At 39.4% G+C, this 15,257-nt stretch carries 15 protein-coding genes; all 15 read right to left on the reverse strand.

The genetic code is table 11. The annotated features are described in order from the left end of the window. Window positions 1–41: 41 nt before the first annotated feature. The 15 genes from LQ203_RS21995 to gucD all read right to left on the reverse strand — a co-directional run bounded on the left by LQ203_RS21995 (window position 42) and on the right by gucD (window position 15,240). A complete protein-coding gene (locus tag LQ203_RS21995; protein ID WP_230161363.1) occupies window positions 42–191 on the reverse strand; it encodes an FbpB family small basic protein in 150 nt (49 codons plus the stop codon). Next, the gene (locus LQ203_RS22000) at window positions 184–351 is read right to left on the reverse strand and encodes a Fur-regulated basic protein FbpA (RefSeq protein ID WP_230161365.1); all 168 of its coding nucleotides are present in this window, start codon (window positions 349–351) and stop codon (window positions 184–186) included. The genes LQ203_RS21995 and LQ203_RS22000 overlap by 8 nt, the downstream gene beginning before the upstream one ends. Next, window positions 272–883 (reverse strand): flavodoxin domain-containing protein, encoded by a 612-nt coding sequence (locus LQ203_RS22005; RefSeq protein WP_230161367.1) that lies wholly within the window; start codon window positions 881–883, stop codon window positions 272–274. Before LQ203_RS22005 ends, LQ203_RS22000 begins: the two co-directional genes overlap by 80 nt. Window positions 884–1,081: 198 nt before the next feature. After that, window positions 1,082–1,684, reverse strand: a complete 603-nt coding sequence (locus LQ203_RS22010) for a nitroreductase family protein (protein ID WP_230161368.1) — start codon at window positions 1,682–1,684, stop codon at window positions 1,082–1,084. Between the two features lie 47 nt (window positions 1,685–1,731). Beyond that, a complete protein-coding gene (locus LQ203_RS22015) occupies window positions 1,732–2,382 on the reverse strand; it encodes a DsbA family oxidoreductase (protein WP_230161370.1) in 651 nt (216 codons plus the stop codon). 295 nt (window positions 2,383–2,677) lie between these two features. Next, the gene (locus tag LQ203_RS22020) at window positions 2,678–5,713 is read right to left on the reverse strand and encodes an efflux RND transporter permease subunit (protein WP_230161372.1); all 3,036 of its coding nucleotides are present in this window, start codon (window positions 5,711–5,713) and stop codon (window positions 2,678–2,680) included. 394 nt (window positions 5,714–6,107) lie between these two features. Next, window positions 6,108–6,293: a hypothetical protein gene (locus LQ203_RS22025; RefSeq protein WP_230161374.1), complete on the reverse strand. Its 186-nt coding sequence runs from the start codon at window positions 6,291–6,293 to the stop codon at window positions 6,108–6,110. A gap of 211 nt (window positions 6,294–6,504) precedes the next feature. Beyond that, a complete protein-coding gene (locus tag LQ203_RS22030; protein WP_230161376.1) occupies window positions 6,505–7,203 on the reverse strand; it encodes a polysaccharide deacetylase family protein in 699 nt (232 codons plus the stop codon). Window positions 7,204–7,382: 179 nt separating this feature from the next. Beyond that, complete coding sequence (locus LQ203_RS22035; protein WP_230161378.1) at window positions 7,383–7,832, reverse strand: ASCH domain-containing protein; 450 nt, start codon at window positions 7,830–7,832, stop codon at window positions 7,383–7,385. A gap of 49 nt (window positions 7,833–7,881) precedes the next feature. Then, window positions 7,882–8,340, reverse strand: a complete 459-nt coding sequence (locus LQ203_RS22040) for a VOC family protein (RefSeq protein WP_230161380.1) — start codon at window positions 8,338–8,340, stop codon at window positions 7,882–7,884. Window positions 8,341–8,466: 126 nt separating this feature from the next. Beyond that, the gene (locus LQ203_RS22045; protein ID WP_230161382.1) at window positions 8,467–8,919 is read right to left on the reverse strand and encodes a GNAT family N-acetyltransferase; all 453 of its coding nucleotides are present in this window, start codon (window positions 8,917–8,919) and stop codon (window positions 8,467–8,469) included. 208 nt (window positions 8,920–9,127) lie between these two features. After that, the gene (gene garD, locus LQ203_RS22050) at window positions 9,128–10,663 is read right to left on the reverse strand and encodes a galactarate dehydratase (protein WP_290370630.1); all 1,536 of its coding nucleotides are present in this window, start codon (window positions 10,661–10,663) and stop codon (window positions 9,128–9,130) included. Window positions 10,664–10,826: 163 nt separating this feature from the next. Then, window positions 10,827–12,146, reverse strand: a complete 1,320-nt coding sequence (locus LQ203_RS22055; RefSeq protein ID WP_230161427.1) for an MFS transporter — start codon at window positions 12,144–12,146, stop codon at window positions 10,827–10,829. A gap of 198 nt (window positions 12,147–12,344) precedes the next feature. After that, window positions 12,345–13,694: a glucarate dehydratase family protein gene (locus LQ203_RS22060; protein WP_230161385.1), complete on the reverse strand. Its 1,350-nt coding sequence runs from the start codon at window positions 13,692–13,694 to the stop codon at window positions 12,345–12,347. Window positions 13,695–13,776: 82 nt separating this feature from the next. Beyond that, entirely contained in the window at window positions 13,777–15,240 is a 1,464-nt protein-coding gene (gene gucD / locus LQ203_RS22065; RefSeq protein WP_230161387.1) for an alpha-ketoglutaric semialdehyde dehydrogenase GucD, read from the reverse strand. Between the last annotated feature and the right edge of the window lie 17 nt (window positions 15,241–15,257).

The following is a 15,257-nucleotide window of genomic DNA, read 5'->3' on the forward strand; positions in this document are numbered from 1 at the left end:
AAATCTTACAAACATGGATTTCGGTTTTCATATTTAACCAATCATGATTGTACTTGCTTCTTCTTTTTTATATCAACAATTGCTTTTTGATCAATTTTTGTATAGATCCGTTCCAACTCCATTTTGTCATGCAAGAGAAGTTCACGGTTTTCATTGAGCAGTACATTATAAGATTTCCTTTTCCTAGACATTTTTCAATCCACCTCTCAAGTGATTGAACTCCTTCTGCAGGACGACAATCGGTAGCTCGTATAGCTGTTTATTATATTTTTTAAATATCCCGAATTTCAGAAGTTCTTGTATAAGTTCCTCTTTTTTTGCTTCTGCCTTTGTACTTAATTGGGTAATCATCAAGAGCCCTCCTTAACAAATATGCAGACTTTTGGTATTTGGGGTTGCCCAGCATCCGATTCCATAAGAAAAATCGCCATTTCTTCCTTTTGCTTCCCCATATAAGCGCCTGATCCGCAAAGACTTCACATTTCCTTATTTCGTCGTGTGTTGTGCTTTCCTGGTGAGTTTTCCAAACTCGACCATAGACATCAAACCCATATTCCTTCATTTTATCGGAAAGAATATGTATAGCAGCACAAGGTTTCGGATGGTTCAAGTCGCCGGCACCAAAGAATGCGACTTTCACTCCATGAAAATCCACTTGGCTAATTTCTTCATAAAATTCGTTTGCTTCATATGGCAAATCCTCATGATTCCATGTATATAGACCAATAAAGGCTAAATCAAACTCCTTCAAGGTATCTACTTCTACTGTATCCAATCTTTCCATATATACATCACAGCCAACAGCCTTCATTCTATTCTTAATGTTTATCGCCATTTTCTCGGTATTACCGGATAAACTGACGTAGCCAATGAATACCTTCATCTATATCACCCCTATAATTGAGAATCACTTTCAATATATCTCCACTATAAATGAAAATGATTATCATTGTCAATTATAAAACACCACAATCACGAACAATAAAGTTTCTTTTCACAAAAAAAAGAGCCAGTTTTACTCGGTTAAAAGTAAAAAGGCTCTGATTTTTATAGACTCACAGTTTATACTTCATAGTTTTGATTAATAAAATTTCACAACATCATCAAAAGATAAGAACGTTTTTTCACCAGGTTGTTCATTCGGCTCACCAAATGGCATTTGCGCGATTAAACTCCATTCCCCTGGGATATCCCAAGTTTTCTTCACTGCTTCATCAATAATTGGATTATAGTGTTGTAAAGATGCCCCAATGCCCTCTGCTGATAACGTCATCCAAATGGCATACTGCAACATGGCATTTCCTTGATGGGACCAATATGGAAATTGTTCTTTATAGGATGGTGCTTTTTCCTGCATTTTCTCTATTGTTTCTTGGTTTTCAAAGAAAAGAATGGTACCTACTCCATCACGAAAACCTTGTAATCGTTCTATTGTTGCAGCAAAGTTCTCTTCTGGAACGCGAGAGCGAAGGGTTTCTTTTACTATATCCCAAAATTTTTCATGCTCGTTATCCATCACTACCACCACTCGTCCACTTTGCATATTAAATGAAGTTGGTGCATGTAAAGCGGTTTTTAAAACTTCATTCATTCTTTCTTTCGTAATATTTTCGTTCTTTTTCAACTTACGAATGGAACGGCGATTTATGATTGCATCTTTTATTGTTGTTGTAGTTGCTGTCATTTTGATTCCTCCAAATTATGTTTAATAAAATGATATTCAAACCGATATTAGCAATTCCCCTTAACCTCACATTGCAAGCCTTCCAATTCATTCTGTTTATTTTTTGCTTCTTCGTTTTCAATGACTTGTGCTAATCTTTCTTTACTAGCTAGTCCTTGAATCACTTCATCACCAATGATAAACGTTGGGACAGCCCTGATGTTTGCTTCTTCGTAAGCATGTTTAAGAGCTTGTTGGTGCACTTCCCGATACTTTCTTGACACTAACGCTTCTCTAAAAGCATCCTCAGGAAGTTCAACTTCACCCGCTAATTTTGTCAATACATCAATAGCTTCAATATTTTGCTCCTCTTGAAAAAATGCCGTAAACACTCTGTGGTGGAACTCATTCCCTTTTCCATGCTCCTTGGCAAAATGAACCCCTTCAAAAGCCAAATGTGTATATGGATGTGGTGAAACACGTGGTAAACGCATATCTACCCCAAGCTTTTTCGCTGTAGGAAGGATATATGCATCCCATGAATTCAACTTATCTGTTTCTTTCCATGGATCAATTTTGGAATATGGACTTGGACGCAGTTCAAATGGCATCCATTCTACTTCCACATCTTTTTCCTTTACGATTTCGTCTAAAGGACCTTTACCTAAAAAACAAAATGGACATATAAAATCAGAATAAGCTTTAATTTTTACAGTCATAATATATTCCCCTCACTTTATGTCATTAGCTCCCACTTGTAACCAAATAAGTTACAAGTGAGGGTAAAAAAAATATGCTTTCTCTACAATCTAGATTGCATTTGAACCTCATATTCACTGTGCTGATTTTTGAGATGATATGGGTATGTGAAATCATCTCTGCTGTAATCATTTTAGTTACAGGCCAGAAGGAAGTCAACCATTTTTTAAAAAAACTTTAAAAAGTTTGCCTGCCAATAAAAAAAGTTTGTAGAGAAAGCGTTGCTTTCTCTACAAACTTTTTGATTAAGCTCCCTTACATCTCGACGTTCTCACTTACAGGTGCTCTCTTTTTCTTTCTCTGTTTTTTCGATTTTTTAAAATATAGTAATTCATATATACACGGAATGACGATAAGGGTGAGCAATGTAGAAACTGCCAGCCCTCCGATGACAACGATGGCTAAGCTTTGTGATACCAGGCTTCCTGTTTCCGCCTTTTTATATAAAAGAGGCAGCATGGCACAAATGGTTGCGACAGCCGTCATAATGATCGGACGGAATCTTGTAGCTGTCGCTTCAATGATCGCATCTCGGATAATCATTTTTTCTTCGTTTTGCTTAACCCGATCGAGAAGCACAATTGCGTTTGTCACCACAATCCCAATTAACATGAGCGCACCCAACAGCGCGGTAATATCCACTGGAATTCGACTGATAACCAAGCCTAACACGGCTCCGATAGCGGCGAACGGCAATGAAAAAAGAATCGCGATCGGTGCTTTCATTGATTTAAATGTTATAACCATGATCAGAAAGACAATGCCTATGGAAATTAACATCGTCAGGAACAAGTCTGTAAAATCATCAGTCTGCTGAGCGCTGGCTCCACCCACATAAATATCCACATCTTTCGGAATATCAAGGCCTTTGTTATCCTTGTCTCCAAATATCTCAAGATTTACTTTGCTTGCAATATCGGAAAGTTTAGTCGGATCGACTGTTGCCGTTACTTGAAGATACGTGTCTCCGTCTTTATGGAACTGGGTTGTTGCACTCTCTTCGCTCTTTATAGAAGCAACTTTTGACACCGGAACTAAACCGCCATCTGTCATGATGGGAATATTTTTTAAATCATTCGGTTGTTTAGGGTCCAAGACAGGTTCAAGGACAACAGGTGTCTGCTTATCCTCCAATGTAATATTGCCGATAGGGGTTTTATTAAGCATGATGCCTAATTGTTGGCCTATTTGTTCTGTATTGCCTTTGGAAGGATCCACCTTGAATGAATAAATGGTTTTCTTTTCGTCTTGGTTCGTTGTAACATCTTCAATTCCTTTAATATCTTGAATATTTTCTTTGATCTTATTGGCTGTCAGTTCCAAATCTTCAACATTGCTGCCAATCACATCAATCGTAATGTTCGTCTTGGATGCCCCCATCATAAATGAAGAAGCGGTGGTCGTTAGCTTCGCATCAGGATAGCTATCTTTTTGCTTTTCGACTTCCCCCAAGATTTCATCTATGTTTTCCTTATCCTTCACCAAGATACCGAATGTCGCCTCTGTAGGTGATGTGACAGCACCATATTGAGCCGCTTCGGCTGAATTTCCTAATTGCATGAAAACATTATCCGTTTCACGCATATCTTGTATGGTTTCCTCAAGTTCTATCGCTTTTTCTTTTACTTCATCAAAGGGTTTATCATTTGGATATGTTAACGTCACGGAGACATAGTCAGCTGAGGAATTATCAATCGCCCCTTTTGGCATGGCAAAATATGTACCAATGGAACCGACAAACAACAGCAACGCAACAATCAAGACAACCCATTTATGGTTTAATGACCAAGTAACGAGCTTCGTAAAACGCTTGGCTGGCCGATGTTTTGGCAGCTTCGCTCTTTTCAGCAATCCCGCACTCATTAACGGAACAACGGTTAATGCGACAATTAAAGAAGCCAGCAAAGAATAAGTGACCGTTAAAGCGAAGGGAAGCAGGAATTCTTGAAGCCCTCCGTTCAATAATGCTACAGGCAAGAAAACGGCTACAGTAGTAAGGGTGGAAGCTGTTATCGCCACTCCTACCTCCTTTGTTGCGTCCATTACCAATTGAATTGACATCTTCTCCTGCTGCAATTTCCGGAAAATATTTTCAATAACGACAATACTATCATCCACCAAGCGACCGATCGCTACAGCAACTCCGCCTAGCGTCAGGATATTCAGCGTAACTCCCGACAATGACAGCAAAAATAACGTAAAGCCAAGAGATAACGGGATGGATATGATCGTAATGAAAGTAGACCGTACATTTCGTAAAAAGACCATAATCACTATGGTAGCAAATAGTGCACCAAGCAGCACTTCTTTAACCATCGTCTGAACAGAAGTCTCCACCATATCAGCTGTGGACAAATAAATGGTTGAATTCTGTTCACCATACTTTTTGTTAATTTCTTTTGTTACTTTTTCTACTTCTTTACTGATTGTGACAGCATTTGATTGACTGTCCTTGATAATGCTAATATCGATGCTTTCTTTTCCGTTAAAACGGCTGATGAGATTACCATCCTTCACTTCATCAACTTTTGCTATCTCTCCAAGTTTGACATTTGAAGTGACCTTCAGCGCTTTTAATTTATCAATACTCGTTAAATCGCCGATGACCTTAATATTACTTGCCTTCCCATCAATCACCTTTTCACCAACGGCGAGAGCTGTATTCTGACCGTTAAGGACGCTCATGACATCTTGAATGGAGACTTTCTTTTTAGCCAGTTGTTCATTATCCACTTTGACGGAAAGAACAGGTTGAGAAACTCCAAATGTCTGCACATCTGAAACTCCTTTAATATCTTTATATAGAGGCTCTAATTCCTTCTTCGTAAAGTCTATATTTTTTGCTGTTAAACCATCCTTAAAAGTCACAGCTATAAATGATATCGGAATCATTGAGGTATTAAGCTGTGTAACAGTAGGCTTTGCAATGCTTTGTGGCAACGCTACATTGGCTAAGGCCTCTTGAACATCAAGTTTTGCTTGTTTCATATCCGATCCCGATTCAAAGAATAGATCGACCTTTGAAAATCCATCCCCAGTGGTGGAGTAGATTGAACTCTTTCCTTTTACTCCTGTAACAGCATTTTCAATCGGATCTGTAACTTGCGTTTCCATCGTTTTCGAATCAGTACCCTGCCCCATTGTGACAATCGTAACCTGTGGATTATCCGCGGATGGTAAAAATTCCATCGGCAGTTTAAAATAACTAACAACTCCTATCAACAAAATAAAGATTGTTACCAATGAAACGGCAGCCTTGTTCTTAAATGACCACTTAGTAAAAAATTCCACGTGCACATCACCCCTGTTTTTAAATTAAAGAAAATAATTCCATTTTAAATATTACCATATATTACTAACATGAGTGTATAGAAATTATAACTTTTAACCTAGATTTATTGAGCAGTTAACGTATGTAGTTACAGACAAAAGTATGTATGATATTAAGTTGCATCAGACTAAAGTCTTGAGAGTTTCAACTCCCCCTTCTAATTCGAAAAGGCTGAACGGTCCGATATCAAAATGGGCCCTCCTGCAAACATACTGAAAAACCGTACATCGAGAGAGCAATTAACAAAGAAGGCATTTTGATAAATAGAAAGCATTTGGCTTGGCAGAACCACGCCTTTTGCCTTTCGCTCCACATAAAAAGGCTGCCGAAGCAGCCTCAAGTTTCAAAACTTTGTTACTTGTAACCTTTTAAAAAAAGCATAATGATCGCCAATATGATCAGACCGATAAATAATAAAGGTCCGATTCCGGAACTATACACGAAGTATACAGTGATATTGCGGAAAGCCATCACAACAAGGAATAGGAGTAAAAGGATACTTAAAATAATGATCAGAGCGGTATTTTTATTCCGATACAACGTAACCAGCCCCATTATTAAAACTTTATTTACTCGAAGGAATATCACAAAAACATGCCCCACCACATCATTCCGTTAAGAAACAATATGCCACCCACATTTTGTACTATTCAGTATATCGTTAAATATTTCCCCTTCACAAAGCGGGATAATAAAAAAGGGTCGCCGAAGCAACCCGATTTTCCAAAAAGGTTCATAAGGAAAATGAAACCTACATCTCTTCAAGTTCATTGACCGTTACAAACGTATATCCTTCGTTCGTTAACTCTTGTAAAATCCCTTCAATCGCCTGGAGTTCTTTACCCGTATCATCATACATCGGATGCATCAGGATGATCGACCCGGGTTTTATTTGTTCCTTCACATACTTCACTTTGTCAGATGCGGAAGTGTAATAGCTATCTGGTTCCAGATTCCAGGTAATCGTCTCTCTATCATTTTTGTTTAAATAATAAGGCAAGCCTACGATTTTTTTCCCGTTTGGTGGCCGAACGTCAATTTCACCCTTATATCCCGCGTTTCGAATTAATTTATCCGTTTTCTCGATTTCCGTTTTGATATAGGCGGGCGATTTAAAAACCATTCGCCTGTGGGAATACGTATGATTTCCAATCTGATGTCCTGTTTCCGCTATTTTTCCTGCTTCGTCTGGGTACTTTTCGATTTCGTTACCAATCAGGAAGAACGTAGCCTTCACATCGTATTTATCCAATAACGGAAGGATCTGATTTACATTCTTCGAAGGGCCATCATCAAATGTCAAAGCGACCACTTTTTCTTTCGTCTCGACTTTATCCGTTAATCCGCCGAATACCTGATATGTCCTCGAATTCATTAATTTATACGTACCCAGTAATAGAAGGAAAACAACCAGGATTCCCAATCCAATGAATGTCAGTTTCTTTTTCATGACTAGAACCTATCTTTCTATCAGTTTTTTAATCCAATGACTTATGATAGCCAATCATTGAACGTTTCAACTTTATATTAACTCCATTTTAAGCTAAACTCTCACAATCTGGGAAGGATATTCTACAGTTCAACAGGTGATTATCCTTTATGGTGCTCTACCAAACGAACCACCTGCATTCACTTCACATGAATCAATTCAAAACGCTCACAAACGAGCAGCATATCATCCGTATAGGTGTGGCCAATTTTGTTCAGTTCTTCTTTGAACCATTTTTCATGAGTATCCCACCAGTATGTATATGTTCCGTCGCCTTCTCCTTCAGCAATGGCAAACTCTTCACTTACTTCATTCATGGGCAATACTTCGACATTCATTGTTTGTATGATGGCCAAGGGCACATCCTCACTGCTTAAAATAATGCTATAATCACCCACGGATGGTAATGGTTCATTTTCCGTTTCATAAAAAACATACCCAGAGCACGTAGCCGTTTTTATCCCATTCCTCACTAATTGAGCCAAATGATCGGGATCAGCTCCAAATTGCCACGCACTGACTGACTGGGGCTTTTCTTCCTCTTTCCCTTGCCAAAATTCATTCCAATATAGTTCCGCTTTCCGATTCATTTAATGATCTTCCTCCTTGTTCTCCATAGAAGTTAGATGCAAATGCATTTTATCCTTCCTGTATTTGTTCCCATTCACTTAGATACATCCGTGTCATGATCTTTTTACGATTTTCCAGTTTGCAAATAAACTCCAAACTATTGCCATCCGGGTCATTGAAGTGAATTTTCGCATGTGCATATTCCCCGTGAGGCATCACAAAAGGCTCAACTGGTTCAAATCCAAAAGCTTCTCTTGGCTTATACCCCCTGCCTTCAAGCCACGCGACAGAGCTCTTCAAATCTTCCAAGGATACTTGAAAAGCTATATGCCGCAATGAAGGATGATACTCAACCTCCACTTTCTCGGTTTCCCATAGACCCAGCCAACTTTTATCCTTTTCAATCCATAGAAAGGCCAAATTGTCTTCAACCTTATGATCCAACTGCAAGCCCAGCCCTTCATAAAATGCTATGGAACGATCCAAATCACACACTGGTAAATGTGCTTCATATAAACCTCTTATCATGGAATTCCCCCTATTAGTCAAACCTATCCGCATGATTCGATTACCTATTAGAACTACGGGCTTCACCCGATCTTAACAAAAATATTAACAGTAGATTAAAAGGATGCCAGATAAAAAACGATTGTATTAAAGCTTCATTTTCAGCCCTTCATGAGTTGCCGTGAACCCTAAATGTTCATAAAAACGCAGCGATTCCTCCCGCTTTTTATCAGTCGTCAGCTGAATGATATGGCAGCCCCGCTTCTTTGCACGCTCTATTGCAAATTGAATCAACTTGCTTCCTATACCTTTCCCGCGTTCTGAAGATGCCGTTCGAACCCCTTCAACCGTCGCTCTCCAACCACCTTGATGTGTAAGATAAGGAGTGAAAGTGATCTGTTGCACCCCAACGATTTCCTCCCCACGGCATGCAACAATCAATTCATTATTCTGATCTGAATCAATGGCTTCAAATGCCTTTAGATAGCTTTTTGGAAGAGGATTTTCATAGCGCTCCCTATCTCTGCCCAATACATCGTCCGCAAGCATTTGTACTATCTCACTTAAGTCTTTTACTGTCGCATTCCTGAATGTGATCATACTATCCCTCCTGATATGCACTTTTAGTATCTCCCTTTTTTCGTCAGATGAAAACCTATCGTTCATTAATAACTTCTGCCAATAGTTCGGCTGTCCTCTTTTCTCCCCTAATAATTTTTTCACCAAAATGATGACGGCTGTAAAAATGGGACAAACAAAAAAGGACAAACTTCCTCTTTTATAAGGAAATCCGTCCAGAATATGATTATTAAGTAATTGGCGCAGGATTAAACAATGCCAAATCATTATGCAGGCCCCAATGCTCTGCCCAGGTTTTCTTTTTACCGCTGGCCACTTCCAAAATAAAGTGAAATATTTCCCACCCAACTTCCTCTATGGTCGCTTCACCAGTAGCGATGGTTCCAGCATTTATATCAATCAGATCTTTCCATTGCTCGGCCAATGTATTTCTTGTAGAAACTTTGATGACGGAAGCCATTGATAGATTATAGGGTGTCCCTCTTCCAGTCGAAAAAACTTGAAGGTGCATACCGGAAGCCAATTGTAACGTTCCGCAAACAAAGTCACTAGCTGGTGTTGCCGCAAAAATCAGCCCTTTTTCCACAGCTTTTTCACCTGGAGCCAGTACGCCTGATATAGGGCTGCTTCCTGATTTGGCAACGGAGCCTAATGATTTTTCCACTACATTGGCCAAACCGCCTTTTTTATTTCCGGGCGACGGATTGGCACTTCGATCAGCATCACCCAAAGCTAGGTAGTTATCATACCAATCCATTTCCTTTATTAAGGCCTTTCCTACATCTTCATTCACTGCACGGGGCGTCAATAAATGAATCGCATCCCGTACTTCCGTGACTTCAGAAAATAGAACGGTTGCTCCTGCTCTAACTAACAAATCTGTAGCATATCCAACTGCAGGGTTAGCAGTCACACCAGAGAATGCATCACTTCCTCCGCACTGCGTCCCGATGATTAATTCGGAAACCGGAAACGTCTCCCGCTGCCTGCGGTTCAACTTCATTAATCGTTCCTCCGCCATTTCCATGATGGATTGAACCATTCCCGCAAACCCCTGCTGATCCTGAAGTGAAATGATATCTGAATCGTCCCCGCTTGGATTTATTCTCATCGGAGACAATTTTTCGCACCCCAAACCGACTACCAAGGCTTCCCCGCCGAAACTTGGGTGCTTCGCAAGGTTCTGTATGGTGCGGATGGGAATAACTGCTTCCGGTGCATTGATTGCGACTCCGCAGCCATAGTTGTGATTTAAAGCGACAACATCTTCAACATTCGGATACATCGGGAGAATCTCTTTTTTTATCCGGTTCACCACGAAGTCCAAAACGCCTACTACACATTGAACACTTGTTGTAATACCTAATATATTCTTAGTTCCAACACTGCCATCTTCATTGCGGAATCCTTGAAATGTATATCCTTCCAATGGGGGCAAAGTTTTGGGTATATCATTTGCTATCGGTAATTCCCTTAAATCTGGAGATGCCGGCAATATCACCAATGACTCGTCAATCCAACTACCCTTACTGATTGATTTTGCCGCATAACCGATAACTTCTCCATAGCGGATGATGGTTTCATTCTCGACAATATCCATTAAAGCAACTTTATGACCTTGTGGTATTCTTTCTTTCAATTCAAGCCCACAAGGGAATACAGTTCCTTGATCCAAGCCCCCGGTATTAACTACAATGGCGACATTGTCCATACTATGTACCTTAATATAAAGCGGTACCTCCGTTAGTTGCGTTTTCGTATCCACTTTACCAACCCTTTCAATATAATATGCTAGCAAACTTATCTGATATAGTTATGAAGGTTGCTTTTTAAATGGCTTCATTTTATTCCTTATGCTTTTAGGGATCTTCATTACAACTTTAAACTTACGTATTTTATTTTCAAAAAGTTTGTTTTCTTTTCTTATGTTAATTTTTATCTATTAATACGATTCTTTCAGGTTTATTTACTATGAAAATGTAGGATAGAGCTCCTACGAACAATACACTTGCAACAAAGATTAGGGCACCACTAAAGGAATTTGTTTTAGCTAAAATAAATCCAATGACAAGTGGTGTTACAATACCTGCGATATTCCCAATGGTATTAAAAATACCGCCAGTTAAACCAATAAGTTCTTTTGGTGCCATATCACCGACAAGAGACCATGTAAGTCCTGCCAAACCTTTTGCGAAAAAGGCAATGGACATGATTAGGATAAGAAGAAAAATATTTGAAGTAAAGTTAGCTAATACGATTGTACTGGATAAAAGAAACCCTGTGATAATCGGTGTTTTACGTGCAACAGCGAGCGATTTTCCTTTATTTAATAATTTGTCAGAAATGAACCCACCAGCGATACCTCCAAAAAATGCTCCTATATATGGTACCGATGCTGCAAACCCTGTTTGAATCAGAGATAAACCCTTCTCTGTTACGAGATAAGTAGGGAACCAAGTTAAGAAAAACCAAACAATTGTATTTAACGCATACTGACCAATATAAATTCCGACCATTTGTCTGTTTGTCAACAAAAGACGGATATCAGACCAATTCACTTTTCTTTTTTCTTCTTTATTTGCTAACCCTCCACCTGAATTAATATAATCGATTTCTGCTTGATTTACACGTGGATGGTTGTATGGTTCACGTACAAATACAAACCATAAAATTGCTACAATGATACCTGCTCCTCCTGCAACAAAGAAAACATCGTGCCAGCCAAACTCTTGTAAAATCCATGCCATGACTGGTGTGAAAAGTGCTAATCCAAAATATTGTGCAGAGTTATAAATCGATACTGCTCGTCCACGTTCATGTTGTGGAAACCACATCGTTGTCAATCTGCTATTTCCAGGAAAAGATGGAGCTTCAGTAATACCAACCAAGAATCTTAAAATGAATAACCCAAGTAAGGTGCTAATAAACCCTTGAAAAAAAGTAAATATGGACCACAATAATAAAGCAACACCATAAACTTTACGTGCTCCGAATCGATCTAGTAACCAACCACCTGGAATGTTAAATGCGGTATAAGCCCAGTTAAAGGCTGAAAAAGCAACTCCCAATTTCACTGCATCGAAAGCAAGATCTTCTTTCATTACTGGAGCAGCTATACCCAGAGCAGAGCGGTCAATATAATTAATAACGGTCACGATAAATAACATTGCAAGTATGATAAAACGCACATTGGTTTTTTTAGGATATTCATTTTCATGACTGAGGGGTTGAGCACCGCTACTGTTCATCAAGCTTCCTCCTATTTTTGTTTTTTCTAGTAACACGCTATTTTTTCTCATTGAATTTGAATTTAATAAAGTAAGGGCTTACAATTATTGTTCTTTTAGCAACTACCATGAGTAGAATGTTAATATTTTCATCTTTATTAGATAGAGATATTCATTCTTTTACTCATGGTAATTACCCATTCATTTAATTCAAAAAGTTTATCTCACCAAACATGGTTTTTTAGAGTTATATTCCCACTCTTTAATTAGATATTGCATAGATGTTGAATCATCACGGTCATGATAAGGCAGACTACGATATAATTCATTTGCTTTCATAACTTTATCTATATTTATTTCTACACCTAAACCCGGTTTATCAGGCAGTTTAATTACTCCATCTATAATTTGTAATGGATCATCACATAATTCTTGGCCATCTTGCCATATATAGTGTGTATCAATTGGTGAAATATTTCCTGGTGCAGCAGCCGCTACTTGTGTAAATGCCGCCAATGTAATATCAAAGTGGTTATTGGAATGCGACCCCCATGTCAGACCCCAATCATTTAATACATGTGCCATACGAATACTACCATTCAATGTCCAGAAATGAGGGTCAGCTAACACAATATCGACTGCCCTAAGTGTTGATGAATGATGGAATTGACGCCAATTTGTAGCAATCATATTTGTAGCAACAGGTAGCCCAGTCGCAATCTTAAATTCAGCCATTATTTCACGGCTAGAGAATCCCGCTTCAGGACCACAAGGATCTTCAATATAAGCAAGTATATCTCCTTTACCTTTGCAAAGCTTAATGGCTTCTTCCAATGACCATGCACCATTTGGATCAAGATTAATTCTTGAATCAGGGAATGCTTCATGTAAAGCTTGAATCGCTTCCATTTCTTCTTCTCCACGAAGTACTCCACCTTTTAATTTGAAACTCTTAAATCCATAACGATCTTCAGCTGCTTTTGCTTGAGCTACAATTCCTTCAGCTGTTAACGTTTTAATTCGTCTAACACGATCCCAATCATCCTTAAATTGTGTTTCACGTAAATAATGAAGATCGAGTTTTTCCATATCTGCGATATAGAATAAATAGCCTAAGAACGGAACTTCTGTCCGTTGAATACCTCCATCGCCAAGTAATGCTGCAATTGGTTTATTAACAAATTTACCAAGTAAGTCCATCATGGCGCATTCAACAGCAGCTTCTGCTTGCACAACAAATTTTAAATTGGCTAAATTTAATCCTTGTAATCCTTCACCAGAGTCACCTTTTATACTCAAACCACCTTTACGTATAGCAGTTATACAACCTCTATAATTGGCAATCTCTTGTCCTACCACAAATGGACGATAACTCTCTATCATTCTAGTAATATCATCGCCGCCATGAATCTCACCGATACCTGTATTCCCCGTTTCATCTTCTAAAATAACAATATTACGAGTAAAATAAGGAGCATGACAGCCACTTAGTGTGAGTAGCGCACTATCATAGCCTGCTACTGGAATAACCTTCATATCTGTAATAATTGGCGATCCCTGCGATTTCATCTTATAACTTCCTTTCATAAGTACTCTAATCATTCATTCGAAAGCGTTATCTATGATCGCATTCACGTTATATGGAATTTTATTATTTTACAAACACCGTTTTAATGGATGTAAAAAACTCTTTTGCTGCTTCTCCCTGTTCCCTGGAGTGGGAGCTGGAGTTTTTCATGCCGCCAAATGGTGCCTGCAATTCAACGCCTGCACTCTCAGCATTAACCCTGATCAATCCCGCTTCCATATCGTTAACAAATGAAAGCACATGTTGGATATTGCCTGTAAAAATCGAAGCACTAAGTCCGTATTCCACGCTGTTCGCAAGCTGCAGGGCTTCTTCAACTGAATCGGCTTTCAATAAAGCAATCACCGGACCAAAAATTTCTTCCTGTACAATTGTCATACCTGAGGTGCAGTTATCAAAGATCGTAGGCTCTACATAGAAGCCATTTGCCTGAGAGCCTTCTTCAGCACGCTTACCGCCAATAAGAAGGGTAGCGCCTTCTTCCACTCCTTTTTCGATATAGGAAAGAACCGTATTTAATTGATTTTCGCTAGCACATGGTCCCATCCATGTTCCGCTGTCCAATCCATCCCCGATGGAAATTCCTTTCGTTTCTTTCACCAGCAACTGCTTGAACTCTTCATAAACTTCAGCTGCAACAATGACACGGCTTGTCGCTGTACATTTTTGCCCAGTTGAACGAAACGCACCTGTAATGACTGCTTCTACAGCCAGATTAAGATCCGCATCCGCTGCAACGATTACCGGGTTTTTCCCGCCCATTTCAAGCTGATATTTCGCTCCACGTGCTAACGCCGCTTGTCCAATCCTTTTTCCAACGCCGTTTGAGCCAGTAAAGGTAATGCCGTTTACATCCTCGTGATCGGCGATGCCCTGCCCAATGACACTGCCCGGCCCCGTGACCATATTGACAACACCCGCTGGTAAACCGGCTTCTTCAAAACACTCTATGATCTTTGCACAGGTGATGGCCGTCTCAGTGGCTGGCTTCACCACAATCGTATTCCCATATACGAGAGCAGGAGCCATCTTCCAGATTGGGATAGCGATTGGAAAATTCCAAGGTGTAATGACGCCCACTACACCAAGCGGGACGCGCGTCGTGAACATAAGCGCTGAACTGTCGGTAGATGGAATGACATCCCCCACTTTACGCATTCCTTCTCCTGCATAGTATTTCAGGATCGCAATACCGCGTGCCGTTTCCCCTTTTGTTTCAGCAAAGGTCTTTCCCATTTCCCGAGTTGCACATTCTGCGATTTCATCAATCCGCTTTTCAAGAATTTGCGCTACTTTATATAGATACTCCCCGCGCTCTGAACCAGCTAGTTTGCGCCATTTTTCTTTCGCCTTTTTCGCAGCTTCTACAGCCAGGTTCAAGTCATCCTTGGTAGATTTTTGTAGATATCCGACAATTGCCTGTTTATCTGCCGGGTTTAAACTTTTTTCAACTTCATTTGAAATGGAAGTAACCCATTCACCGTTAATATAGTTAAGATATGTTTTTGTTTGAACTGTAGTTATCATATATAATCCCGCCCTTA

Source organism: Peribacillus sp. Bi96 (assembly GCF_918698115.1).
In the GTDB taxonomy this organism is placed as follows: domain Bacteria; phylum Bacillota; class Bacilli; order Bacillales; family DSM-1321; genus Peribacillus.

Coding starts and splice junctions, on each gene's coding strand:
- LQ203_RS21995 (WP_230161363.1), bottom strand. CDS start 191: ATGTCTAGGAAAAGGAAATCTTATAATGTACTGCTCAATGAAAACCGT.
- LQ203_RS22000 (WP_230161365.1), bottom strand. CDS start 351: ATGATTACCCAATTAAGTACAAAGGCAGAAGCAAAAAAAGAGGAACTT.
- LQ203_RS22005 (WP_230161367.1), bottom strand. CDS start 883: ATGAAGGTATTCATTGGCTACGTCAGTTTATCCGGTAATACCGAGAAA.
- LQ203_RS22010 (WP_230161368.1), bottom strand. CDS start 1,684: ATGACAGCAACTACAACAACAATAAAAGATGCAATCATAAATCGCCGT.
- LQ203_RS22015 (WP_230161370.1), bottom strand. CDS start 2,382: ATGACTGTAAAAATTAAAGCTTATTCTGATTTTATATGTCCATTTTGT.
- LQ203_RS22030 (WP_230161376.1), bottom strand. CDS start 7,203: ATGAAAAAGAAACTGACATTCATTGGATTGGGAATCCTGGTTGTTTTC.
- LQ203_RS22035 (WP_230161378.1), bottom strand. CDS start 7,832: ATGAATCGGAAAGCGGAACTATATTGGAATGAATTTTGGCAAGGGAAA.
- LQ203_RS22040 (WP_230161380.1), bottom strand. CDS start 8,340: ATGATAAGAGGTTTATATGAAGCACATTTACCAGTGTGTGATTTGGAT.
- LQ203_RS22045 (WP_230161382.1), bottom strand. CDS start 8,919: ATGATCACATTCAGGAATGCGACAGTAAAAGACTTAAGTGAGATAGTA.
- LQ203_RS22055 (WP_230161427.1), bottom strand. CDS start 12,146: ATGAACAGTAGCGGTGCTCAACCCCTCAGTCATGAAAATGAATATCCT.
- LQ203_RS22060 (WP_230161385.1), bottom strand. CDS start 13,694: ATGAAATCGCAGGGATCGCCAATTATTACAGATATGAAGGTTATTCCA.
- gucD (WP_230161387.1), bottom strand. CDS start 15,240: ATGATAACTACAGTTCAAACAAAAACATATCTTAACTATATTAACGGT.